This is a genomic window from Enterobacter sp. Bisph1 (assembly GCF_000814905.1).
Classification (GTDB): domain Bacteria; phylum Pseudomonadota; class Gammaproteobacteria; order Enterobacterales; family Enterobacteriaceae; genus Kosakonia.
This window is the reverse complement of the sequence record NZ_JXAG01000021.1, coordinates 19,337-43,475: the sequence shown is the minus strand read 5'-3', so window position 1 is coordinate 43,475 and position 24,139 is coordinate 19,337. Positions and strand designations below refer to the sequence as shown.

23 protein-coding genes are annotated in these 24,139 nt (G+C 54.6%); 10 read left to right on the top strand and 13 right to left on the bottom strand.

Annotation, left to right across the window (positions count from 1 at the left end):
* Positions 1-78: 78 nt before the first annotated feature.
* Positions 79-1,644, top strand: coding sequence for an alkyl hydroperoxide reductase subunit F (ahpF, locus tag RW65_RS01935; protein WP_039054965.1), 1,566 nt, complete (start codon positions 79-81; stop codon positions 1,642-1,644).
* Positions 1,645-1,724: 80 nt separating this feature from the next.
* On the opposite strand, the gene uspG is transcribed toward ahpF, so the two are convergent.
* The 4 genes from uspG to dcuC form a co-directional block, all read right to left on the bottom strand.
* Positions 1,725-2,153, bottom strand: coding sequence for a universal stress protein UspG (gene uspG, locus RW65_RS01930; protein ID WP_039054964.1), 429 nt, complete (start codon positions 2,151-2,153; stop codon positions 1,725-1,727).
* 148 nt (positions 2,154-2,301) lie between these two features.
* Complete coding sequence (gene rnk, locus RW65_RS01925) at positions 2,302-2,712, bottom strand: nucleoside diphosphate kinase regulator (RefSeq protein WP_039054963.1); 411 nt, start codon at positions 2,710-2,712, stop codon at positions 2,302-2,304.
* 136 nt (positions 2,713-2,848) lie between these two features.
* Complete coding sequence (rna, locus tag RW65_RS01920; protein ID WP_502685538.1) at positions 2,849-3,646, bottom strand: ribonuclease I; 798 nt, start codon at positions 3,644-3,646, stop codon at positions 2,849-2,851.
* A 101-nt stretch (positions 3,647-3,747) separates the two neighbouring features.
* Entirely contained in the window at positions 3,748-5,124 is a 1,377-nt protein-coding gene (dcuC, locus tag RW65_RS01915) for an anaerobic C4-dicarboxylate transporter DcuC (RefSeq protein WP_039054961.1), read from the bottom strand.
* 346 nt (positions 5,125-5,470) lie between these two features.
* Between dcuC and RW65_RS01910 the strand changes: the two genes are divergently transcribed.
* From RW65_RS01910 to cspE, 7 genes are all read left to right on the top strand, one after another.
* Positions 5,471-5,878: a hypothetical protein gene (locus RW65_RS01910; RefSeq protein ID WP_039054960.1), complete on the top strand. Its 408-nt coding sequence runs from the start codon at positions 5,471-5,473 to the stop codon at positions 5,876-5,878.
* 55 nt (positions 5,879-5,933) lie between these two features.
* Positions 5,934-6,278, top strand: coding sequence for a copper-binding protein (locus RW65_RS01905; protein WP_502685537.1), 345 nt, complete (start codon positions 5,934-5,936; stop codon positions 6,276-6,278).
* A 12-nt stretch (positions 6,279-6,290) separates the two neighbouring features.
* Positions 6,291-7,544: a TolC family protein gene (locus RW65_RS01900; RefSeq protein WP_039054958.1), complete on the top strand. Its 1,254-nt coding sequence runs from the start codon at positions 6,291-6,293 to the stop codon at positions 7,542-7,544.
* Positions 7,544-8,998 carry an efflux RND transporter periplasmic adaptor subunit gene (locus RW65_RS01895; RefSeq protein ID WP_039054957.1) on the top strand — a complete coding sequence of 485 codons (1,455 nt, stop codon included), beginning with the start codon at positions 7,544-7,546 and terminating at the stop codon, positions 8,996-8,998. The genes RW65_RS01900 and RW65_RS01895 overlap by 1 nt, the downstream gene beginning before the upstream one ends.
* Positions 8,995-12,114 (top strand): efflux RND transporter permease subunit, encoded by a 3,120-nt coding sequence (locus RW65_RS01890; protein WP_039054956.1) that lies wholly within the window; start codon positions 8,995-8,997, stop codon positions 12,112-12,114. The genes RW65_RS01895 and RW65_RS01890 overlap by 4 nt, the downstream gene beginning before the upstream one ends.
* A gap of 167 nt (positions 12,115-12,281) precedes the next feature.
* Positions 12,282-12,845 carry a lipid IV(A) palmitoyltransferase PagP gene (gene pagP / locus RW65_RS01885; RefSeq protein WP_039054955.1) on the top strand — a complete coding sequence of 188 codons (564 nt, stop codon included), beginning with the start codon at positions 12,282-12,284 and terminating at the stop codon, positions 12,843-12,845.
* 192 nt (positions 12,846-13,037) lie between these two features.
* Positions 13,038-13,247 (top strand): transcription antiterminator/RNA stability regulator CspE, encoded by a 210-nt coding sequence (cspE, locus tag RW65_RS01880; protein ID WP_007373839.1) that lies wholly within the window; start codon positions 13,038-13,040, stop codon positions 13,245-13,247.
* A 56-nt stretch (positions 13,248-13,303) separates the two neighbouring features.
* On the opposite strand, the gene crcB is transcribed toward cspE, so the two are convergent.
* Entirely contained in the window at positions 13,304-13,687 is a 384-nt protein-coding gene (gene crcB, locus RW65_RS01875; protein ID WP_039054954.1) for a fluoride efflux transporter CrcB, read from the bottom strand.
* 89 nt (positions 13,688-13,776) lie between these two features.
* Between crcB and RW65_RS01870 the strand changes: the two genes are divergently transcribed.
* Together RW65_RS01870 and tatE are read left to right on the top strand one after the other, a co-directional pair.
* A complete protein-coding gene (locus RW65_RS01870; protein WP_039054953.1) occupies positions 13,777-14,565 on the top strand; it encodes a deaminated glutathione amidase in 789 nt (262 codons plus the stop codon).
* A 127-nt stretch (positions 14,566-14,692) separates the two neighbouring features.
* A complete protein-coding gene (gene tatE / locus RW65_RS01865) occupies positions 14,693-14,887 on the top strand; it encodes a twin-arginine translocase subunit TatE (RefSeq protein WP_017455877.1) in 195 nt (64 codons plus the stop codon).
* A 67-nt stretch (positions 14,888-14,954) separates the two neighbouring features.
* On the opposite strand, the gene lipA is transcribed toward tatE, so the two are convergent.
* The 8 genes from lipA to mrdA all read right to left on the bottom strand — a co-directional run bounded on the left by lipA (position 14,955) and on the right by mrdA (position 24,114).
* Positions 14,955-15,920: a lipoyl synthase gene (lipA, locus tag RW65_RS01860; RefSeq protein ID WP_039054952.1), complete on the bottom strand. Its 966-nt coding sequence runs from the start codon at positions 15,918-15,920 to the stop codon at positions 14,955-14,957.
* A 210-nt stretch (positions 15,921-16,130) separates the two neighbouring features.
* Positions 16,131-17,084 (bottom strand): YbeF family transcriptional regulator, encoded by a 954-nt coding sequence (locus tag RW65_RS01855; protein ID WP_039054951.1) that lies wholly within the window; start codon positions 17,082-17,084, stop codon positions 16,131-16,133.
* A 306-nt stretch (positions 17,085-17,390) separates the two neighbouring features.
* A complete protein-coding gene (gene lipB / locus RW65_RS01850; protein ID WP_039054950.1) occupies positions 17,391-18,032 on the bottom strand; it encodes a lipoyl(octanoyl) transferase LipB in 642 nt (213 codons plus the stop codon).
* A gap of 87 nt (positions 18,033-18,119) precedes the next feature.
* A complete protein-coding gene (gene ybeD, locus RW65_RS01845) occupies positions 18,120-18,383 on the bottom strand; it encodes a DUF493 family protein YbeD (protein ID WP_039054949.1) in 264 nt (87 codons plus the stop codon).
* Between the two features lie 104 nt (positions 18,384-18,487).
* Positions 18,488-19,699 (bottom strand): D-alanyl-D-alanine carboxypeptidase DacA, encoded by a 1,212-nt coding sequence (gene dacA, locus RW65_RS01840; protein ID WP_039054948.1) that lies wholly within the window; start codon positions 19,697-19,699, stop codon positions 18,488-18,490.
* Positions 19,700-19,837: 138 nt separating this feature from the next.
* Positions 19,838-21,088: an endolytic peptidoglycan transglycosylase RlpA gene (rlpA, locus tag RW65_RS01835; RefSeq protein WP_039054947.1), complete on the bottom strand. Its 1,251-nt coding sequence runs from the start codon at positions 21,086-21,088 to the stop codon at positions 19,838-19,840.
* Between the two features lie 10 nt (positions 21,089-21,098).
* Positions 21,099-22,211 (bottom strand): peptidoglycan glycosyltransferase MrdB, encoded by a 1,113-nt coding sequence (mrdB, locus tag RW65_RS01830; RefSeq protein ID WP_039054945.1) that lies wholly within the window; start codon positions 22,209-22,211, stop codon positions 21,099-21,101.
* 1 nt (position 22,212) lies between these two features.
* Complete coding sequence (mrdA, locus tag RW65_RS01825; RefSeq protein ID WP_039054944.1) at positions 22,213-24,114, bottom strand: peptidoglycan DD-transpeptidase MrdA; 1,902 nt, start codon at positions 24,112-24,114, stop codon at positions 22,213-22,215.
* Between the last annotated feature and the right edge of the window lie 25 nt (positions 24,115-24,139).

Genomic DNA, 24,139 nt, shown 5'->3' with positions numbered 1-24,139 from the left:
AACACCATGATTCAAGTTGCATTCAGGCAGCCGCGCAAGGCAGCTTGCATGATGATGTTTCTACGCAGGAGATAAATAATGCTCGACACCACAATGAAAACGCAGCTCAAAGCCTACCTTGAGAAGCTGACCAAACCTGTTGAGCTGATTGCCACGCTGGACGACAGCGCTAAATCGGCAGAAATCAAGGAACTGCTTGCAGAAATCGCGGAGCTGTCAGACAAGGTCTCCTTTAAAGAAGACAACAGCCTGTCGGTGCGCAAACCCTCATTTATGATCACTAACCCAGGCTCAAATACCGGTCCGCGTTTTGCCGGTTCGCCGCTGGGTCACGAATTTACTTCACTGGTGCTGGCGCTGCTGTGGACCGGTGGTCATCCGTCGAAAGAGGCGCAGGCGCTGCTGGAGCAGATCCGCAACCTTGACGGCGATTTCGAGTTTGAAACCTATTACTCGCTGTCATGTCATAACTGCCCGGACGTGGTGCAGGCGCTGAACCTGATGGCGGTGCTCAACCCGCGTATCAAACATACGGCAATTGATGGCGGCACGTTCCAGAACGAAATTACCGATCGCAACGTGATGGGCGTTCCGGCGGTGTTTGTTAACGGTAAAGAGTTCGGCCAGGGCCGTATGACGCTGACGGAAATCGTTGCCAAAATCGATACCGGCGCGGAAAAACGTGCTGCGGAAGAGCTGAACAAACGCGACGCCTATGATGTGCTGATTGTTGGCTCCGGCCCTGCGGGCGCGGCGGCGGCGGTTTACTCCGCACGTAAAGGCATTCGTACCGGCCTGATGGGCGAACGCTTTGGTGGTCAGGTGCTGGATACCGTAGACATTGAAAACTATATTTCGGTCCCTAAAACCGAAGGCCAGAAATTTGCCGGCGCGCTGAAAGCGCACGTTGCGGATTATGAAGTGGATGTCATCGACAGCCAGAGCGCCAGCAAACTGGTGCCTGCGGCGGTTGAAGGCGGGCTGCATCAGATTGAAACCGGGTCCGGCGCGGTGCTGAAAGCACGCAGTATTATCATTGCCACCGGCGCGAAATGGCGCAATATGAACGTGCCCGGCGAAGATCAGTATCGCACCAAAGGCGTAACCTACTGCCCGCACTGTGACGGCCCGTTGTTTAAAGGTAAACGCGTGGCGGTTATCGGCGGCGGGAACTCCGGTGTCGAAGCGGCTATCGATCTGGCCGGGATTGTTGAGCACGTTACGCTGCTCGAATTCGCCCCGGAAATGAAAGCCGATCAGGTCCTGCAGGATAAAATTCGCAGCCTGAAAAACGTCGACATTATCCTCAATGCGCAGACCACCGAAGTGAAAGGTGACGGCAGTAAAGTCACCGGTCTGGAGTATCGCGATCGCATCAGCGGCGACGTGCATCAGGTTGCGCTGGCGGGGATCTTTGTCCAGATTGGTCTGCTGCCGAATACCACCTGGCTGGAAGGCGCAATTGAGCTTAACCGCATGGGCGAGATCATTATCGACGCCAAGTGCGAAACCAGCGTGAAAGGTGTCTTTGCCGCAGGCGACTGCACCACGGTGCCGTACAAACAGATCATTATTGCTACCGGTGAAGGTGCCAAAGCATCACTGAGCTCTTTTGACTATCTGATCCGCACCAAAACGGCATAAGTAAAATAAGAAAGTAAGACAAGACCTGCAAACGTAAAGAGGCTGCCACCCGGCAGCCTCTTTTTTATGGTTGATTGTTCTTACCGCACAACCAGCACAGGAATATGCGCATGGCGCACAATACTTGCGGCATTCGAGCCAAGCAGGTGGGTAGAGATAGAGGGATTGCGGGAGGCAATCACCACCATATCGGCGTTCAGCTCTTCGGCTAATTCATTCACCACGTCGCGCACGTTACCAAACTGCACGTGAACGTGAATGCGTGAAGAGTCGATATTAAAATGCGTTACCATACTGCTGAGGCGCGTTTGCGCTTCCTGTTGCAGATGCTCTTCGAAACGGCGCAGATCGGCGGCGAAACGGTGCAGGCTCAGGCTGGCGGAGGCGGGTAAAACATGCAATAGATGGATTACGCCTTCGCTTTGGGCGAGAAATTCAGCGTGACGTACGGCTTTGTCGCTTAACTCCATTTCGAACACATCGACCGGCATAATAATGGTCTTATACATAAACGCTTCTCCCTGTTGATTATGTCATGCAGATTGAATCATAGCTGGCAAGAATATTTTGCTGCCTGGATGGCAAATCTGAAGAATATCGGCCGGGAGCGGAAAGAGGATGCGGGCGCATCCTCTGCATAATAACGCAGGGCGGAGATTAACGGTTAAAATCGCCTGCGGCTTCGGGCTGGTAAAGCAGTTCCAGCACTTCAAGATCGGTGGTTGCGCCGCCCGGCAGATCCCAGTGGATCGTATCACCCACGCGCAAACCCAACAGCGCAGCACCCACGGGAGCGAGCACGGAGAGCTGGCTGGCGCTGTCGGTCATATCTGCCGGATAGACCAGCGTGCGGACGCGCTCTTCGCCACTTTTCAACTCGCGGAATTTTACCTTGCTGTTCATTGTTACCACATCATGTGGCATCGCTTCTGGTGCGCACATTTGAGCGCGATCCAGCTCTTGATTAAGCGCATCCGCAACCGGGAGGCTAGCGTGAGCGGGCTGCTCAAGCAAACGGTCGAGGCGCGCGGCATCTCGCTCGTTAATAATAATGGCTGGTCTGGACATCTGCTACTCCATGTCAGGTGAATGATCCAAAGAAAAACCCTCGCCGTCTGGCAGCGAGGGTTTATCTGATAGGGGATAATACTGACACCTTTGCACCCTGTGAAGTGACGATGCGCACATTTGCCGGAATTAGGATTCAGTAACCCGCTTTATCAATCATGAAGTTGTCCCCGCAGTTGCCGGGATGCGGCTGCGGCAGAAAAGAGGTGGTCGAAAGCGGTGCGTTGATGGCAGCGGACTTGATGGCAATCTGCACCTCCGTCAGCCATGCCGGGTTACCGCTACAGGTCAGTTTCACCGCTTTCACACTCTGCGCGCCCCAGGCTTTTGCCACCGCGGCGTTAAATGCGTCGCGGCTGATGGTTTTCCCGTAATTTTCAGCGAGGAACTGACCGAGCGCGCTCTGTTTGATCTCCGTATCCATGCGCACCATAGTGCCAAAATAGTCGTCGGGATCGAAGCCAAAGCAGACGCCGTGTTTGGCGTATTCATAGCGTTCAAGACAGGTGGTACTGCCCGCGCCGGGCATCACGGCGTTGAGTTTATTGGCCACTTCCAGCGACAGGCCGGTCTCTGCCGCCGCGCATTTCTGGCTGCTTTTCGCCTCCGGCATATTCGGAACGGGGCGCGTTGCACAACCGAAGCGCATCCAGCGACGATCGTCAACGCCGCGCGCGGCGATAGAGTTGGGCAGGCCAGGCCACAGGCCATGTACCGTCAGGTAATCGGCTTTGTTGGCGGGTTCTTTTTGCAGCCGGCACTCGTCGGGTTCGTTACGGCCCTGGGCATGCAGGCTTTGGCAAAAACCGGTTTGCCAGGAGAGCGCCAGTACATAACGGTCAAAATCACCGTACTGTTTGGGCTGAAGCGGTGCGGCAGAAGCGGTCGCGAACAACGTAGCGGCAACGGCGGCGCAGGTGAAGAATCCCTTTATAAACATGTCGATTCCTGATGTGTGAATCCAGATGATTGCCATGCGTTATTAAAGCATAAAAAAAAAGCGCCGGGCAGGCGCTTTTTTATCTGTTGCTTCTCTTAATGGACGGCGACGCCGGGAACCAGCACTTCCGTGGCGATAATCACTACGATCAGGCCGACGATCACCGGCACTGATGTGCGTTTCACCACTTCAAAGGGAGAAATTTTCGCCATCCCGGCAACGGCAACAACGACACCGGAAACCGGGGAGATGGTGCGGCCAAGGTTGGACGCCTGCAGCATCGGAATCGACAGGTAAGCCGGGTTAATGCCCGATTCATGGGCCAGTTTCGGGATCATCTCAACAAAGGCGTAAAACGGCGCATTACCGGAGCCGGTGGTCATCGCCGCCAGCATGGTTAAAGTGACCAGTACCAGCATCAAAATAATGCTTGCCGAACCGAAGGAGGTCGCGATTGAAATCAGGCTCTGAATAAAGCCAATGGTGCTTAAGCCCTGGGCGAATACCCCGGCGGCGACCAGCAGCATCACTACGCCAGCAAAGGCATCTGCCATGCCGCGATAGGCCACTTCGAGGCCGGAAAAAACGTTTTGCGTGTTGAAGCCGCGGAAAAACTCGAGTACCGCCGCCAGTAGCATACAGATAACCAAAATAGTGATGATATGCAGTTCCGGGCCCCATTTGCCGTCGAAAATCAGCACGCCGATAATCGGTGTAAACGGCAGGATGGCGTAAAAGGCCGGGGCTTTGGTGGTGATATCTTTCACATCGAGTATTTCAGCGACGATATGCTCTTTTTTATCCAGATAGCGCTGCCAGAAGAAGTGTGCAATCGCCATAGCGATAATCGCTGCGATGGAAATCGGTAGGGTGGTTTTAAAGGCAAAGTCAACCAACGGCATCTCTGCCGCTTTTGCTGCCAGCACCACATCACCCGAGGTCGGAGAGAGGATAATGGCCGCCGGAGAGGCGCAGATCGCCGCTGCCGCACCGCGGCTAATACCGACGTTAACCATCACCGGGAACAGCGTCGCCATCAACAACACGCCAAGTCCCGTCGCGGAAGAGACCGCCAGCGACATCAAACAGGCAACAAAATAGGCGGCAATCATCAGAACGTAGGGCGAGTTGATAAAGCGCAGCGGGCGCGAAGCCAGTTTGACCACCATGTCGTTTGCGCCAATATGCGTCATATAGGCGGCAAAACCACACAGCATCATGATCATCATGCCGAGATCGCCGCCGCGACTCATCAACAGAATTTTGATGTATTCGACAATATCCGTCGCGCTATAGCCAGTGCTGGCGGCGCTGGCGGGTAAGACTTTGTGGCCCATCAGCGCGCTGGCAATTAATAGCGTCAGACCGCCGACAAACAGTACGCCGGTGGCGGAGTAACCTTTGATGATGTAGCGCGCCACGCCGACAATCACCACCACGCCGATCAGCAGTTCTATAATTGTTAATAACATGTAGTTGGCCCCGGAGTTGACCTGAATGATAAGTAAGTAAAAAAAACGGGCAACGCAATGTGCCGAATAACCGCCGCAGGGTAGATGATTAAAATCAACAAAGCGATGTGTTGAGCAAATAATCAGTGAAAAAAGTTACCCTCGCCAAAAATAATCAGCGGCCGGTTAAGACAGTATATTAATAAAAAATACTCTATTTGTTATTTAAATGAAGTTAATAAGTTAATTAATCTCGCGATTCTGCTTATGTTTCGTTTGCCAGCGTAAATTATTTCAAAAACACTTTAAAAAAATTTTTTACGCTACATATACTCGCGGTAATTGTTCTTTCACCCATGGCGGCAATATGCACGCAGGCAGCTTCCGGTTACGCTTTATTAAGCGGCATCTTTTGATGCTGATGGTGGCGTTCGGCTGGCTGTTTATTCAGAGCCAGATGGCGATTGCCGCCCATGGCTGCCATCTAAGCGTGCAGGGTGAAAATGTGATGGTTCAGCATCTGGATCATCATATGATGATGGACAACGATGCGCCGCAGATGGACATGATGAATACGCCGCTGTGCGAAAAACATTGTGTACCGGATCAGGCCCCGAAAGAGGGTCATCATCCTTCTCTGGTGGCGCTGCCCGTTTCGCTGACCCTGTCGATGGTGCAGCCTGTTTATCTTTCTCTCTCCCGTGACGCAGGAACCTTATCTCCGCCTGCCGCAGGCCCACCGGCAACGATCCGCTTTTGCCGCTTTCGCGAATAAGAACCTGTTAATGCACTGAATTTCGCCTATTTCATTGTTTAACAGGAGTTTTATTATGCGTTCTTCTCATCTTTGCATGCTCTCTGGCGTACTGTTGTTCTCTGCTTTTGCCGCTAACGCGCAAGATATGCACGCCTCACACCCTATGTCGCATCATGGGGCCCCACAGGCACAGGCTCAGACCTATCAAAGCGAGGGGGTGATTAAAAAAATCAGCCCTGACGCGATCACCATTTTCCATAAAGCCATTCCCGCCCTGAACTGGCCGCCGATGACCATGGCGTTTGCCCTGACCCAAGGGAGTGCGCTGCCGCAGGTGAAGGTGGGCGACAGCGTCGACTTTACCTTTGTGCAGAACGAAAACGGCTACCAGCTCGTTTCATTGACGCCACAGCGCTAACCGGGGGCAGCAATGAAACGTTTCTCGCTGAGCTTGCGGCTCGGCGGGGTGTTGCTCGGACTGATGTGCTCCGCCGTACAGGCGGAGTCACTGACGCTTGCGCAAACTCTGGCCGCCGCTGAGCGCTATTCCGCCGAACTTTCCGCCAATCGCAATGAAGTGCAAGCGCTGGATGCGATGGCGGATTCCGCCCGCCAACTGCCGGATCCGAAACTGAAATTCGGCATTGAAAACGTCCCGGTACAGGGCAATAACGACCGTCGCTTAACCCGTGAAGGGATGACCATGCAGCGGGTCGGCATTATGCAGCAGTATGTCAGCGCGGAAAAACGCGAGCGTAAAGCCGACACCTTGCAGGCCGAGGCGCACAGCGTCAGCGCGAAATCTGCCGTGGTACGCGCAAATATACAGCGTGATAGCGCGCAGGCCTGGCTCGATTTGGCGCTCTCGCAGCAGGCGTTGCAGACCGCGCGCAAACTGCTGGCGGAAACCGAACGCCAGCAGGGCGCACAGCGCGCCACCGTGAGCGCAGGCAGTGCTGCGCCTGACAGCGTACTGGCATTCCAGGTGGGGTTGAGCGGCATGCGCGATAAAGTCACCCTTGCCGAGCGCGATGTACAGCTGGCGCAAGCGCGCCTGATGCAGTTGACCGGGCAAGAGGTTAGCGCCGTCTCCGGCGAGCTTCCGCGCTACCAACGTCTGCCAGCGGATGAAAAAACGCTGCTGCAGGGCATTGTTCAGCACCCGGATATCGTCGCTGCCGCTGCTGCTACAAACAGTGCCAAAGCGCGCTCTGCTGAGTCGGCTATTGCGGCCATTCCGGACGTGGAAGTGGAAGTGTGGTACGGACGCCGGGCGGAAGGCTATGAGGATATGGCCGGAGTGATGTTTACCGTCGATCTGCCGCTGTTCCAGTCGCGCCGCCAGGATAAAGATCACGCCGCGGATGTGTCCCGCACGCTACAGGCAAACGACCAGCTGGCGCTGGCCGAGCGCGATCGCACGGCGCAACTGCGTACCTTTATTGCTGAATATCAGGCCGCGCAAACCTTGTGGACGCGTCAGCGTGATGAGGTGTTGCCGCTGGTGCGTCAGCGAGCCACTTTGTTGACCGCGCAATACCGTTCGGGGCAGTCGGATCTGGCGGCACTGCTGGAAGCGCGCCGCAACGTGCTCGATAGCGAACTGGCCGTTAATCAGGCTGAAAAAGCGATGGCGCAGAAGTGGGCCGCCATCCGCTGGCTGATCCCTCAGGAGTTGAACTAATGAAAAAAACGATATTAGCCATGGCGATCGGTGCCTGCGTGGCGGCCGGGGTGGGCTATTTTGTCGGCTATCAGCACAGCACGCCAGTCGAGTCCACCGCACAAACGCCGGAGCGGAAGGTGCTGTACTGGTACGATCCGATGGTGCCAGGACAGCGTTTTGATAAACCGGGTAAATCACCGTTTATGGATATGGAACTGGTGCCGCGTTATGCCGATGAAACGCCCGCCAGCGGTGGTGTCAGCGTCAGCGCCCAACAGCAGCAAAATCTGGGTATGACCACTGCGAAGGTGGAAAAACGCGCCCTGAGCGAGGCATTCTCTGCGTTCGCCACGGTAACGACCGATGAACGGAGTATTCAAAACGTTCCTTCGCCGGCGGCGGGCGTGGTGGAAAAACTGTTTGTCCGCGCCCCGCAGCAATGGGTGAAAAAAGGCGATGCGCTGGCGGCGCTGTGGATCCCGCAGTGGACGACCGCACAGCAGGAGTATCTGGCGGTGCGCCAGTTGGGCGATAGTGAGCTAACGCGCGCTGCCCGCGAACGCCTGGCGCTGCAGTTTATGCCCGAGGCGATTATTCGCAGCGTTGAACGCAGCGGGAAACCGCAAACCCGCTTAACCCTGCGTGCCGATCGCGACGGGTATGTAGTCAAGCTTGATGCCCGCGAAGGCGCTCAGGTTGCCGCCACGCAAACCCTGTTCGAACTGGCGAGCCTGGATCCCGTCTGGCTGGTGGTGGATTACCCCCAAAGCCAGGCGCAGGCGTTAATGGCGGGGAGCGACATCGAGGCAACGTCTGCCAGCTGGCCGGGTGAAGCGTTCCACGGGCGGGTCAGTGAATTGTTACCGCAGTTGGAAATCACTACCCGGACGTTGAAAGCGCGCATTGTGTTGGATAACCCGCAGCAAAAACTCAAACCCGGGATGTTCCTGACGGTGACCCAGCCTGCCGCGGCGCAACGGCCAGCGGTGCTGGCGATGCCAGAAGAGGCGCTGATCGAAACAGGTACAACCAGCCGCGTATTGCTGGCGACCGGCGACGGTCATTTCCAGGCGGTCAACATCACCACCGGGCGCACGGCGCAGGGCTGGACGGAAGTAACAAGCGGGCTGAAAGAGGGCGATAATGTGGTCACCTCGGGCCAGTTCCTGATCGACTCTGAAGCCAGTTTGCGCAGCGCCTTGCCTGGGCAGCACTCCCCGCAAGCGATCGAAAAGCACATGCAAAGTTATGACTCAACGGGGGTTGTTAAAGAGATCTCCGCAGAGAGCATTACGCTGGCGCACCCGCCGATTCCGGCGCTGAACTGGGGCGCAATGACTATGGATTTTGTGCTTAAGCAGCCCGACCCGGCGATTAAAGCGGGCGATACGGTGATGTTTAGCTTCACGCTGGATGAAGAACAGGGCGCGGTGATCACGCATCTGATGGCGATGCCGGAGGCGAAAAAATGATTGCTGCCGTGATTCGTGCGTCGCTTCGCAACCGTTTATTGATCCTCCTGGCGGCGCTGGTGCTTACCGGCTGGGGGATTTGGTCTTTGCAGCGTGCGCCGCTGGACGCGCTGCCGGATCTTTCCGATGTGCAGGTGATTATTCGCGCCAGTTATCCGGGTAAAGCGCCGCAAATTATTGAAGATCAGGTGACCTATCCGCTGACCACCGCCATGCTTTCGGTGCCAGGCGCTAAAACCGTACGCGGCTATTCGATGTTCGGCGATGCCTATGTCTATGTGCTGTTTGATGACGATACCGATCTCTACTGGGCGCGTTCGCGGGTGCTGGAGAATCTCAGCCAAATTCAGTCATCGCTGCCTGCGGGTGTAGATGTTGCGTTAGGACCGGATGCGACCGGCGTCGGCTGGATTTATGAATACGCGCTGGTGGATCGCAGCGGGAAACATAATTTGGCGGATCTGCGTGCGTTGCAGGACTGGACGCTGAAGTTTGAACTGAAAACGGTGCCAAACGTTGCGGAAGTGGCGAGCGTTGGCGGTATGGTTCGTCAGTACCAGATTGTGCCGGACCCGGCAAAAATGCGGGCGCTGAATATTACGCATCAGCAAATTATTAGCGCGGTGCAGGCGGCGAACCAGGAGAGCGGCGGCGCGCTGCTGGAGATGGGCGAAGCCGAGTTTATGGTGCGCACCACCGGTTATCTGCGCGAGCTTGCGGATTTCCGCCAGATAGTGATCGCCAGCCGGGAAGGCGTGCCCGTTATGCTCGCGGATGTCGCGTCGGTGCGCCTCGGGCCGCAGCTGCGCCGTGGCGTGGCCGAATATAACGGCGAAGGGGAAGTAGCGGGCGGCATTGTGGTGATGCGCTACGGCAAAAACGCGCTGGAAACCATTCATGCGGTGAAAGCGAAACTCAGCGAGATTGAGAAAACCCTGCCTGCCGGGGTGGAGATCGTCCCGGTCTACGATCGTTCTACCCTGATTGAAAGCGCGGTGAAAACGCTGACGCATAAGCTGATTGAAGAATTTATCGTTGTCGCGCTGGTCTGTACGCTGTTTCTGTTCCATTTCCGCTCGGCGTTAGTGGCGATCGTCTCGTTGCCCCTGGGTATCCTCGGCGCGTTTATCGTCATGCATTATCAGGGGATCAACGCCAATATCATGTCCCTCGGCGGGATTGCGATTGCCATCGGCGCGATGGTCGATGCGGCCATCGTGATGATTGAGAACATGCACAAGGTAATGGAACAGTGGCGGCACGATAACCCCGATCGTCAGCCGACGAGTGCGGATTACTGGCGTTTTTCGGAAAAAGCAGCGGTAGAAGTGGGGCCTGCGCTGTTCTGCAGCCTGCTGATCATTACCTTGTCGTTTATTCCGGTGTTTTCCCTGGAAGCGCAGGAAGGAAGGATGTTTTCGCCGCTGGCCTTCACCAAAAGCTGGGCGATGGCGGTTGCCGCTGGCCTGGGCATCACGCTGGTGCCGGTACTGATGGGCTATTTTATTCGTGGCAAAATTCCTGATGAAAAAGCTAACCCGATTAACCGTTTTTTGATCCGTCTGTATGAGCCGCTGCTTGATAAGGTGCTGGCGTGGCCGAAAGCGACGCTGGGCATTGCGCTGCTGTTGCTGGTGGCAACATTGTGGCCGTTAAGCCGTTTGGGCAGTGAGTTTATGCCGCCGCTCAACGAAGGCGATTTGCTCTATATGCCTTCGACGTTACCGGGAATTTCTGCCCGCGAGGCCGGACGCCTGTTACAACAAACCGACCGGCTGATCAAAAGCGTGCCGGAAGTGGAAAGTGTATTTGGCAAGGCGGGGAGGGCGGAGAGCGCGACCGATCCCGCGCCGTTAACCATGCTTGAAACCACCATTCGCTTTAAACCGCGCGACCAATGGCGACCCGGAATGACGCCGGAGAAGCTGGTGGAGGAACTCGATAAAGCTGTTAATGTGCCGGGTATCGCCAACGTTTGGGTACCACCGATTCGTAACCGCCTGGATATGCTGGCCACCGGTATCAAAAGCCCGGTCGGGATTAAGGTGAACGGCAATAATATTGCCGATATTGAACGCGTGGCGCAGGAGATAGAACAGGTGGTGAAAACGGTGCCGGGCGTGACGTCGGCGCTGGCAGAACGGCTGGCTGGCGGGCGCTACGTTGATATCAACATTAACCGGCAGCAGGCCGCGCGCTATGGCGTGTCGGTAAAAGAGTTGCAGTCGCTTGTGGCGACGCTGGTGGGCGGGGAAAATATTGGCGAAGTGCTGCACGGCCGTGAGCGTTACCCCATCAATATGCGCTACCCGCGTGAAATACGCGATAACGTTGACAGCCTGCGCAAACTGCCGGTGATCACCGAAAACGGCAGCCAGATTGCGTTAGGCGAGCTGGCGGAGATTGCAGTGACAGAAGGCCCGCCGATGCTGAAAAGTGAAAATGCGCGCTTATCAAACTGGATCTATGTTGATCTACGCGGCCGCGATTTAAAGTCGGCGGTGGAAGAGATGCAACGGCAGGTGGCACAGCAGGTGAAATTGCCGCAGGGTGTGACGCTCTCCTGGTCCGGTCAGTTTGAGTACCTGGAGCGCGCTACAGCAAAGCTGAAAATAGTTTTACCGGTCACGCTAATGATTATTTTTGTCCTGCTTTTTGTTACCTTTAAGCGTATTTCAGATGCCCTGTTAATTATGGGGACGTTACCGTTCTCGCTGATTGGCGGTGTCTGGTTATTGTGGCTGCTGGGATATAATTTATCCGTTGCGGGGGCCGTGGGGTTTATTGCGCTTGCCGGGGTAGCGGCCGAGTTCGGCGTTATTATGGTGCTGTATCTTAATCAGGCGCTGGATAAATATCGTACCCGCGAAGACGATAACGGAAATAAGCTTCTGTTGCAGGCTATCCACGAAGGCGCGGTGCTGCGAGTGCGGCCAAAGGTGATGACTGTCGCAACGATCATGGCCGGTTTGCTGCCGATTATGTGGGGCGGCGGCAGCGGTTCCGAGGTGATGAGCCGTATCGCGGCACCGATGATCGGCGGTATGGTGACCGCGCCGTTGCTCTCAATGCTGGTTATTCCTGCGGTCTATTTATTACTGCATCGTAAACGTTAATCACTATTTTGCGCCCCTGAATGGGGCGCATTGTTTGATATTTTTACTTACAAAAATCCTTGCCGGGTGTATTACCTATTTTTTTCAGAATTATTCCGATTTCCCTAATAAAAGAGTCCGCTAGCATGCCGCGGAATTTTTTTATTAGAACAGATGGAATAATTTGAGTGTTTGTAAAAAAGACGTTTTTAGCCCTTTTAGTTTCACTTTTTTGTCAGCTGACAATCGTTACCACCGCAATTTCCGCACAGAGTTCATGGTTTACCGATTTGAAAAGCAATATCAAACAAACCTGGCAGCAGCCGGAACAATATGATCTCTATGTTCCGGCCATCACCTGGCATGCGCGTTTCGCCTACGACAAAGAAAAAACTGACCACTACAATGAACGCCCATGGGGCGCGGGCTTCGGGCAGTCGCGCTGGGATGACGCCGGTAACTGGCACGGGATCTATTTGATGGCCTTTAAGGACTCGTTTAACAAATGGGAGCCGATTGGTGGTTACGGTTGGGAAAAAACCTGGCGTCCGCTGGCGGATGATAGTTTCCATGTTGGGTTGGGCTATACAGCAGGCGTGACCGCCCGTGATAACTGGCACTACATTCCCCTGCCGGTGCTGTTGCCTCTGGCGTCGGTAGGTTATGGTCCGGCGACGTTCCAGATGACTTACATCCCCGGCACCTACAATAACGGCAACGTCTTTTTTGCCTGGCTGCGCTTCCAGTTTTGAGTGCTAACAACGCCTTGCGAGAGATGAACAAAATATATCCATCCCTAAATCAAGGATTAAACTCACTTTTGTAAAAATTTTAGCGACATTTATCACTTTTTGATGAATAACGACTGGACAAAAGTCGTCACAATTGTTGTACTGATACACGACACAGCATTTGTGTCGTTTTTTCATGTAAAGGTAATTTTGATGTCTAAGATTAAAGGTAACGTTAAGTGGTTTAATGAATCCAAAGGATTCGGTTTCATTACTCCGGAAGATGGCAGCAAAGACGTGTTCGTACACTTCTCTGCAATCCAGAGCAATGGTTTCAAAACCCTGGCTGAAGGCCAGCGCGTTGAGTTTGAAATCACTAACGGTGCCAAAGGCCCATCCGCTGCCAACGTAATGCCTGTTTAATCAGCTGCGTACAGCAAGAATCCCAAAACCCGCCTTCTGGCGGGTTTTTTATTGCCTCAGTTTGCGTTAACCGATGAAAACAGCCAGAACGCCAGCGCTGTCATGGCAAACGAGCCGAGCAGATTTACCGCGACGTTTAATAACGCCCAGTTGATTCGCCCTTCCTGCAGCAAAAAAACGACCTCTGCGGAAAAGGTTGAAAAGGTCGTCAGCCCGCCGCAAAAACCGGTGGTAAGCAGAACCTTCCAAACCGGGTCGATATGCGTCATACGATTGAACCACGCCAGCCCCATACCAATAATAAACGCCCCCAGCAGGTTAGCCATTAACGTTCCAACAGGAATCGCGTGATGGGCCGGATTGAGCTTCATGCTTAACATCCAGCGCGCTACGCTGCCGGTTCCCCCGCCAATAAAGACTGCTAAAAGAAGTTGTAACACCGCAGAATCCTGCTATTTGATTAGGTAGAGCGTAGAGTTTAACGTCGCCGTTATTTTATGGCTACGGTGAAGAAGCGAGAGGGCTAAAGATGATAGTTGCAACCGGGCAATTTGTGGTGACGCCAGACTGGCGGACCAATGCGCAAACCTGTGTCGAATTGATGGCGCAGGCGGCGCAGGGTCAGGCATCGCTGCTGGTGCTGCCAGAAGCGATCCTGGCACGAGATGATGCTGACCCATTCTTTTCCGTAAAAGCGGCGCAGCCCCTTGATGGCGGCTTCCTGAGCCTGCTGCGCAGCGAGAGCCAGCGTAATAACCTCACTACGGTGCTGACGGTTCATGTGCCTTCAACGCAGGGTAGAGCGCTCAATACGCTGGTAGTGCTGCGCGGCGGAGAGATTATCGCGCAGTATGCCAAGCTGCATCTGTATGACGCATTTAACATGCAGGAATCGGCACGGGTGGATGCCGGACAACAGCTGCCGCCATTAATCACCGTTGAGGGGATGCAGGTGGGGCTGATGACCTGCTACGATTTGCGCTTCCCCGACCTGGCGATGGCGCTGGCGCTGCAGGGCGCGGAGCTGCTTGTTTTGCCTTCCGCGTGGGTACGTGGTCCGCTTAAAGAGCAGCACTGGGCGACGCTGCTGTCGGCGCGTGCGCTGGATACCACCTGTTATATTGTCGCTTCCAGTGAGTGCGGCACTAAAAATATCGGTCTGAGCCGGGTCATTGACCCGCAAGGCGTGACGATTGCCTCAGCAACGCAAGAGCCGCAGTTGATATTCGCTGAGGCTACGCCTGAGCGCGTGGCGCAAACGCGGGAATCATTGCCGGTACTTAAGCATCGCCGTTTCGCTGCGCCATATTTATTGTGATGTTTTTTTAATCAACACTTGATTCATCTCGTTACACATTGCTATTGTGTGCGCGCGTCGAATGACCGTTAATGAAGTCCGGTTATAATGGCGCTTTAAGCAGCCTGTTTTACGAAAGAAGGTATCTATGGGTGAGATTAGTATTACCAAACTGCTGGTAGTGGCCGCACTGGTTGTTCTGCTGTTTGGAACCAAAAAATTGCGTACCCTCGGCGGTGACCTGGGCGCAGCCATCAAAGGCTTTAAAAAAGCCATGAATGATGATGATGCAGCGAAAAAAGCTGACGAAGTCACGGCAGAGAAACTCTCTCATAAAGAGTAACCGCGCTTTGACAGGCAATAAAAAACCGGCGCAGAGCCGGTTTTTTTGTGCAGTATGTAAGTAAGTATTACTTCACTTCCAGGCCTTTTGCCTGCATGTCCGCATGGTAAGAGGAACGAACGAACGGGCCGCATGCCGCATGGGTAAAGCCCATCGCCAGCGCTTCCTCTTTCATCTCGTCAAACTCATCCGGGCTGACATAGCGCTGAACCGGCAGGTGATGGCGGCTTGGCTGCAAATATTGCCCCAGCGTCAGCATCGTTACGCCGTGGCGGCGCAGATCGCGCATCACGTCGATAATTTCCGCGTTGGTTTCGCCCAGGCCCACCATCAAGCCGGATTTGGTTGGGATCTCCGGGTGCGCTTCTTTAAAACGCTCCAGAAGCTTCAGTGACCAGTTGTAATCCGCACCGGGACGCACCTGGCGATAAATACGCGGCACGTTCTCGAGGTTGTGGTTAAACACGTCCGGCGGCGTGGCGGTGAGAATATCCAGCGCACGATCCATGCGGCCACGGAAATCGGGAACCAGGGTTTCGATTTTGATCGTCGGGCTCTTTTCACGAATTGCGCTGATGCAATCGGCGAAATGCTGAGCGCCGCCGTCGCGCAGATCGTCACGGTCAACGGAGGTGATCACCACATAACGCAGCGCCATATCGGCGATAGTCTGCGCCAGTTTCTGCGGCTCGTTGGCATCCGGTGCCACCGGGCGACCGTGGGCAACATCGCAGAACGGGCAACGACGCGTACAGATGGCGCCGAGGATCATAAAGGTTGCCGTACCGTGGTTGAAACACTCAGCGAGGTTGGGACAGGACGCTTCTTCACACACAGAGTGCAGGCCATTTTTGCGCATGGCTGCTTTAATACCCTGGATACGGGAAGAGTCGGCCGGGAGTTTGATCTTCATCCATTCCGGTTTTCTTAACAGGGCTTCGCGCTCTGTCGCCACATTTTTAACCGGGATAAGCGCCATTTTATCGGCGTCGCGATATTTGACACCGCGTTCCATCACAATGGGTTTACTCATAGCGTGCGTGTTCCAGTTGCGGATAACGAAGTAAGCATTTCAATTCAAGGGAATGTTGTATTTATCAACTATTTTTGAATTAACTTATGCGCAGTATACCATTGATGGGGATGATAAAGCAGCCAGACAACCGGGCAATTTGTAAAATAGTTGTTGTTTTGTGCCAAATGCCCTGGAGAGGTTAATGCCGATACCCGGCACGGGCGGGCGTTAAAAAGCCCGTCGGATGACGTCGATTACGCTCTCCAGAACCGGATCGCGCAGGCTCAACTTATTGTAATAGAGTGATATTTCCAGCTGCTCTTTACTGACTGGCGGGTAATCAATTTCCGCCAGCGGCCAACAACCGCGAAATAATTCAAACAGTCGCTTCGGCATCAGGCCGAGCATATCGCTGTTGCCGATCAGTGCGGCAATAGTAAACATATTGTAACTGCTAAAACTCACCTGACGTTCCGGGAAGAGCTCCTGTACGCGCTGGCGCAGCCCGCTCAGATTTTGCCCTTCCAGCATCAACAAGGTGTGCTCAAAGCGTTGCAACGCCGCGTCAGTGACCGGTCCGTTTAAGCAAGGATGCCCTTGACGGCACACCAGCATCAGACGATCGCTATAAAGAACGTGATGATTAATGGTGCGCGAACTCGCCAGATGGGTATCAATAATTAAATCCGTTTGAAACTGGCTGAGCTGATTTTCCGCATCGTTAACCGGAATATTGCGCATCATCAATTGCGGGGCGCTCTCTTTAATTGCCTGAAAGATAACAGGCATAACCAATGCACCAATTGAAGGCGGAGTACCGATAGTAATTGTGCGCTGTTTATCATAGCTGCCGGTCAAATCTAATGCGCCGAGAATCGACTCCAGCCCCTGGCTGATATATTCGTGTAGATGCGTGGCATAAGCCGTTGGCGTCACGCCCTGGCCTTTACGGATGAAAAGGGGGTCGGGAAATATGGCGCGTAATTTTTGAATGGACTGGCTAATTGCGGAAGGCGTTAGATTGAGCACTTTCGCCGCGTTAACGATCCCTTTTTGCACATATACTGCCTCAAAAATAGTCAATAAGTTGAGGTCAATATTGCGCAGTGTCCTGAATACTTGCGGCTTATCTTCGTCCGGGCGCACGATTATTCGCTTTTCCTGCAGGTTATTATTATCCACGCTTGTGCTCCGTTTCATTCAGAAGCTGAATGATAGTTGAATTCAATTTTTTTGTTGCTTATTAATTTGAGTGAACGTCTGGCCGCTCAACATTATGACGTCGTGTTTACATCGCAAGGCCGGACAATGGACGCAAAAAAAAGATTGGCCTGGAGCGCGTATACAAAGCCCGGCGAAGTGCTGCAATACTAATTAGCCCGATAAGGCAGGCAGGTTGAAAATAGAGAATATGGCTTCTGTTGTAAAGCGCTATCAAACCAAACAAATAGCGACCCGCACAAAAAGCGGGTTGCTATACATAATATATTAAGCGTTAATATATTGATGGGGCGGATTGTTTAGCAGCGCTAAAAATTGCTGGACAAGAATTGCCCTAACCTGATTGATATCAACGCCTTCCGTTAGCCGGCTGACCTGCGTCATTTCCATCCCGGCATAACCGCAAGGATTGATGCGCATAAACGGGGCCAGATCCATAGCGATGTTCAGCGCCAGGCCATGAAAGGAGCAGCCTTTGCGGATGCGTAAACCCAGCGAACAGATTTTCTTGCCCTGTACATAGACACCCGGCGCGTCGGCGCGTGCCTGAGCGCTAATACCCTGCGTCGCCAGCGTATTGATCACCGTATTTTCCAGCAGCGTGACCAGCTCGCGAACGCCCAGTTTCCGCCGCTTGAGGTTGATTAAAACATACATCACCTGCTGGCCTGGCCCGTGGTAGGTGACCTGGCCGCCGCGATCGCTTTGAATCACCGGGATATCACCGGGTGCCAGAACGTGTTCCGCTTTGCCCGCCTGGCCCTGAGTAAACACCGGAAAGTGTTCAACCAGCCAAATTTCATCAGGCGTGCTGTCATCGCGGGCGTCGGTAAATTGATGCATTGCCTGGGAAACGGGCTCGTAAGGCTGCAAGCCAAGCTCGCGGATAAGAATGGTGTCCTGAGACAAAACGTCATCTCCGGGGGAGAAAAGAGTGGGGGGAGTATATCACAGCGAAAACGTTACCCGAATGGCTCCGGGTAACGCGAGGAACAATTACAGCACCATACGAACAATTTCAATGTTGCCCAGCTCTTCGTACAGCGTCTCAACCTGCTCAATATGGGTGGCAGTGATGGTGATGGATACCGAGTGGTAATTGCCTTTGCTGCTCGGTTTTACCTGCGGAGAGTAATCACCTGGCGCATGGCGCTGTACCACTTCAACCACCAGATCAACCAGCTCGGCTTTCGCCAGACCCATCACTTTGTAAGTAAAAGGCGTCGGGAATTCAAGCAGTTCTTTAAGATTGGTTTTCATGTCAGCTCCGGCGTAAAAAATAAGAACTCCTGCCGTAAGGGCAGGAGTTTTTCTGAGATGCTAAGTATATGGGGGCGTAAATCACACTTTCAAGTGTTCAATTTTTAGCCAAACCAGTGATGGAACATCAATTTAATGTAATCAATGATTTTGCCGAAGAAATTACCTTCCGGGATCTCCTGCAGCACCACCAGCGGACGCTGCTCGATGGTTTTACCATCCAGCTGGAAGTTAATAGAACCGACAACCTGGTTTTTCTGCAGCGGTGCGTGCAGTTCGCCGGTGTTGAGCACGTAGCTTGCTTTCAGATCTTTCATGCGGCCGCGCGGGATCGTCAGGTAGACGTCTTTATCGACGCCCAGCGAGGCGCGATCGCTGTCGCCAAACCACGCGGGCTCTGAGGCGAACTCTTTACCGGCTTTCAGCGGGCTGACGGTTTCAAAGAAACGGAAGCCCCAGGTCAGCAGTTTCTTGCTCTCGGTTTCGCGGCCTTTAAAGGTACGTCCGCCCATCACGGCAGAGATCAGGCGCATCTGGCCTTCGGTTGCCGAGGCGACAAGGTTATAACCTGCTTTATCGGTATGGCCGGTTTTAATGCCGTCCACGTTCAGGCTGTTATCCCATAGCAGACCATTTCGGTTGGTCTGGCGGATGCCGTTAAAGGTGAACTCTTTCTCTTTATAGATCGAGTATTCGTTTGGCACGTCGCGGATCAGCGCCTGGCCGATCAGCGCCATATCACGCGCGGAGCTGTACTGACCGTCCGCGTCCAGCCCGTGTACGGTCTGGAAATGACTGTTTTGCAGACCCAGCGCGGTAACGTAGCTGTTCATCAAACCGACAAACGCGTCCTGGCTCCCGGCGACATAGTCAGCCATCGCCACACAAGCATCGTTACCGGACTGCAGGTTAATACCACGCACCAGTTGGGAAACCGGCACTTGCATCCCCGGTTTGAGGAACATCAGCGAAGAGCCACGGAACACCGGGTTGCCGGTAGCCCACGCGTCGTTACCAATGGTGACCAGATCGCTGTCTTTGAATTTGCCCGCTTTCATTGCCTGACCGATAACATAGCTGGTCATCATTTTGGTCAGACTTGCCGGATCGCGACGCGCATCGGCGTTTTGCTCCGCCAGCACTTTGCCTGAGTTGTAATCGATCAGGATATAGGATTCCGCATCGATTTGCGGAACGCCAGGGATCATGGTTTTGATATTCAGGTCATCGGCGTGAGCTGCTGAGAGCGAGGCCGCAGCCAGCGCAGTGGTGAGCGCCAGGCGCTGCACAAAACGAACGGAAAAAGTGGTCTTCATGGTCGAACAACGACATCCGTGATGGGTTTAAAAAAAGTGCCTTACTATAGCAAAAGCACTACCGGCAGGCATCCGACTTTCAGCATGACTTTGTTAATGTTGCTGACATAAGCTGACAAAGTCGGCTACCTTGCCTTGTTATTGCGCGCTAGCCACAAAAGACTGCAGCTGGGCTTCACTCTGCAGGCGCTGCTGTAACGCGCTGGCGTCCGCTTTATTGCTGAACGGCCCTAACTGTACGCGCCAGACTGCGCCATTTTGCGTAACGCGACCGGGAACGGCGAACTGCTGCGCCAGCCGCTGCTGGTACTCGCGGGCACGGGTCTGATCGCTGACGGCACCGACCTGCACAACATAGCTGCCGCTGGTTGCCGCAGCGCTGCTGGTCGCCGCCGCAGCGTGGGTGGCGGGCACGGCGGTATGTACGCTGCCCTGCACCGAGCCAGGCGCGGTAACGGGGGAGGTGCGCGAAGGCGTATAAGTCTGTGCGGCCGGTGCGCTCTGAGTGACCGGGGTTGCGGCAGGCGTCACCGCGGTAGCGGGAGCGGCAACAGCCGCAGGCTGCGCGGTTGCCGTTACCGGCTGCATAGCGCCAGCGGCTGGGGCGCTGCTTTCAAGTACGCCAGAAGCCAGCGGGGTTGGCGCGCCGAGGAAGCCGCCGCTGCGCACCGGCGCACCGGCGGTGGTATCGGTATCGTCACTTTTCAGCGTATCGTTACTGATCGGCTGCACATTAGCCTGCGGCGCGACGGGCTGCGGCGCAGAGGAGACGCTGCCGAGACCGCCGCCAAGATCGGGACGCGCCGGCAACACATAGGTCTGCTGGGCGACTTTAGTACAGGCCATGCCGGGACCGGAGAGAGAACCATCCTGCGCGACGATAATCGGATCGATTCGCACTTTGGTGTTATTGGATGTGTTGAGGCGATCCGCCGCCGCGCGCGACAGGGAGATCACCCGATCGTTACCGTAGGGGCCGCGATCGTTAATGCGCACCACAATCATCCGGCCGTTAGCGAGGTTGGTGACGCGCACGTAGCTCGGAATCGGCAGCGTCGGGTGCGCGGCGGTCAGCTGCATCGGATCAAACGCTTCACCGGAGGCGGTCAAATTGCTGCCCGGCTCGGCATCATAGATAGCCGCCAGCCCGGCCTGGCTAAAGTTCGCCTGATTTTGCACTATCTTGTAGCGTTTACCGTCGCGTTCATAATCCTGATTTGCCGTTGCGTTAGGCGCTTCGTAATGAGGCTCCGCACCGCTAATTTCAACGACAGGACCGTTACACACCGCAGGTTGAGGCGCTACGGCCGTCTGTTGCTGACCATCATCGTTCGAACATGCCGCCAGTAATCCCGCTGCGATGCAGATCCCAAGCCATTGCTTACGCATTGCCCACCTCTTATACGTTCTTTGACAACATTTTCCTGTGGGTATGTATCGACATAACGATACCAAACCCGGCCATGAGTACGATCAGGGCGGAGCCCCCGTAGCTGATCAGCGGCAGCGGTACGCCAACTACCGGCAAGATACCGCTCACCATACCAATATTTACGAACACATAAACGAACAAAATCAACATTAAACCGCCGGCCATAACCCGGCCAAAGGTAGTTTGCGCCCGGGCGGCAATCCACAGCCCACGCATAATCAGCAGCACATAAAGCGCCAGCAAAATCAGAATCCCAATCAGACCCAGCTCTTCCGCCAGTACGGCGAAGATAAAGTCCGTATGGCGCTCGGGCAAAAACTCCAGCTGTGACTGAGTGCCGTGCAGCCAGCCTTTACCGCTCAGGCCGCCGGAGCCAATAGCGATTTTCGACTGAATAATATGGTAGCCCGCGCCGAGGGGATCGGTTTCCGGATCGAGCAGCATCATCACACGCTGCCGCTGATAATCATGCATCAGGAAGAACCACAGCACCGGAATAAACGCCGCGATCAGCACCGCCGCAATGCCGATAAGCCGCCAGCTCAGACCCGAAAGAAACAGCACAAACAGCCCGGAGAGCACCACCAGGATTGAGGTACCGAGATCCGGCTGCGCCGCCACCAGCAGCGTCGGTACAAAAATCAGCGCCAGCGCGATAGCGGTGTTTTTCAGCGACGGGGGGCAAACATCACGGTTGATAAAGCGCGCCACCATCAGCGGCACGGCGATTTTGGCGATCTCCGAAGGTTGAAAACGTACGATACCCAGGTCGAGCCAGCGCTGCGCCCCTTTAGAAATAGCGCCGAAGGCATCAACCGCCACCAGCAGGATCACGCAGAAAATATAGAGATAGGGCGCCCAGCCTTCATACACGCGCGGTGGCACCTGCGCGAGGATAACCATGATAATCAGCCCCATGGCAATCTGACCGATTTTACGCTCCGTCATACCGATATCCTGGCCGCTGGCGCTCCAGATAACGATCGCGCTGTAAAACAGCAGCGCGAGGATAATCAGCATCAGTATCGGATCGATGTGGATTTTATCCCAGAACGATTTTTTGTTCGGATTATCCGTCATGTTATTGGTCCTCCGTCGCCGCCGCGGATGGGGCTTCCGCTGGCAGTTCGGTGTTGTTATCGCCAAGCATAATATGGTCGAGGATCTGGCGCATGATAGTACCTACCGCCGGACCTGCGCCGCCGTTCTCAAGAATGATCGCCACGGCGACCTGCGGATTATCGTAAGGGGCGAAAGCGGTCATCAATTTATGATCGCGCAGACGCTCGGCAATACGGTGGGCGTTATAGGTTTCATTCGCTTTCAGACCAAACACCTGCGCGGTACCGGATTTCGCCGCTGCTTTATACGGCGTATTAGCGAAATACTTATGGCCGGTACCGTTCGGACGGTTAGCCACCCCATACATTCCGTCTTTGGCGATTTCCCAATAGCCAGAGTGAATATCGCCCACCGGCGGCTGGGCAGGTTGTTGCCACGGAACCTGTTTGCCATCTTCCACGGTGCTCATTAGCAGATGCGGTACTTTGACGTTGCCATCGTTAATCAACGTCATCATTGCTTTGTTCATCTGAATAGGCGTCGCGGTCCAGTAACCCTGGCCGATACCCACGGGAATGGTATCGCCCTGGTACCACGGCTTTTTAAAGCGCTTCAGTTTCCATTCGCGGGTGGGCATATTCCCGGCGCGCTCTTCAGAAAGATCGATGCCGGTATAGTGGCCGTAGCCAAATTTTCCCATCCACTCCGCCAGGCGATCGATGCCCATATCGTAGGCGACCTGGTAGAAGAAGGTATCCGCAGACTCTTCCAGGGATTTGGTGACGTTCAGATGGCCGTGACCCCATTTTTTCCAGTCGCGATAGCGTTTTTCCGAACCCGGTAACTGCCACCAGCCGGGATCGAACAGGCTGGTATTGCGTGTGATCACCCCGGCGCTAAGGGCGGAAACCGCCACATACGGTTTCACCGTCGAGGCAGGCGGGTAAACCCCTTGCGTGGCGCGGTTGATAAGCGGCGTATTCGGATCGTTAAGTAACGAGGAGTAATCTTTGCTGGAAATTCCGTCAACAAACAGGTTTGGATCGTAGCTTGGCATCGATACCAGCGCCAGAATGCTGCCATTGCGCGGGTCGGTAACCACCACCGCCGCACGGCTGCCAGAAAGCAGCGTTTCGATATACTGCTGCAGTTTCAAGTCGAGGGTCAGATAGATATCGTGCCCGGCCTGCGGCGGCACTTCTTTGAGCTGGCGAATGACGCGGCCGCGGTTGTTAACTTCCACCTCTTCGTAACCGGTCTGGCCGTGTAGCACATCTTCGTAATAGCGCTCAATACCCAATTTGCCGATATCATGCGTGGCGGCATAGTTGGCCAGTTTGCCCTCTTTATCCAGCCGCTCGACGTCTTTATCGTTAATTTTCGATACGTAGCCAATCACGTGGGTCAGCGCGGAACCATAAGGGTAATAGCGGCGCTTATAGCCTTTGACTTCGACGCCGGGAAAGCGGTACTGATTGACCGCAAAACGCGCCACCTGCACTTCCGTCAGGTTGGTTTTTACCGGGATCGAGGTAAAACGGTGCGAGCGCGAGCGCTCTTTTTTAAAGTTGGCGATGTCGTCGTCGTTCAGGTCAACCACATCACGCAGGGCTTCCAGCGTTTGCTGCACGTCATCGACCTTCTCCGGCATCATCTCAACCTGGTAGATGGTGCGATTCAGCGCCAGCGGCGTACCGTTGCGATCGTAGATAATGCCGCGGCTTGGCGCGATGGGCACCAGCTTAATGCGGTTTTCATTGGAGCGGGTCTGGTAATCCGCAAAGCGAACGATTTGCAGATTATAAAGATTGGCTACCAGCACGCCGGTAAGCAGCAAAATCCCTGTAAAGGCGACCAGCGCCCGGCGCACGAAGAGCGCGGACTCAGCCGTATAGTCGCGAAAAGAACTCTGTAATTTCATCCGCTGCTTAATCTACCCAAGACTC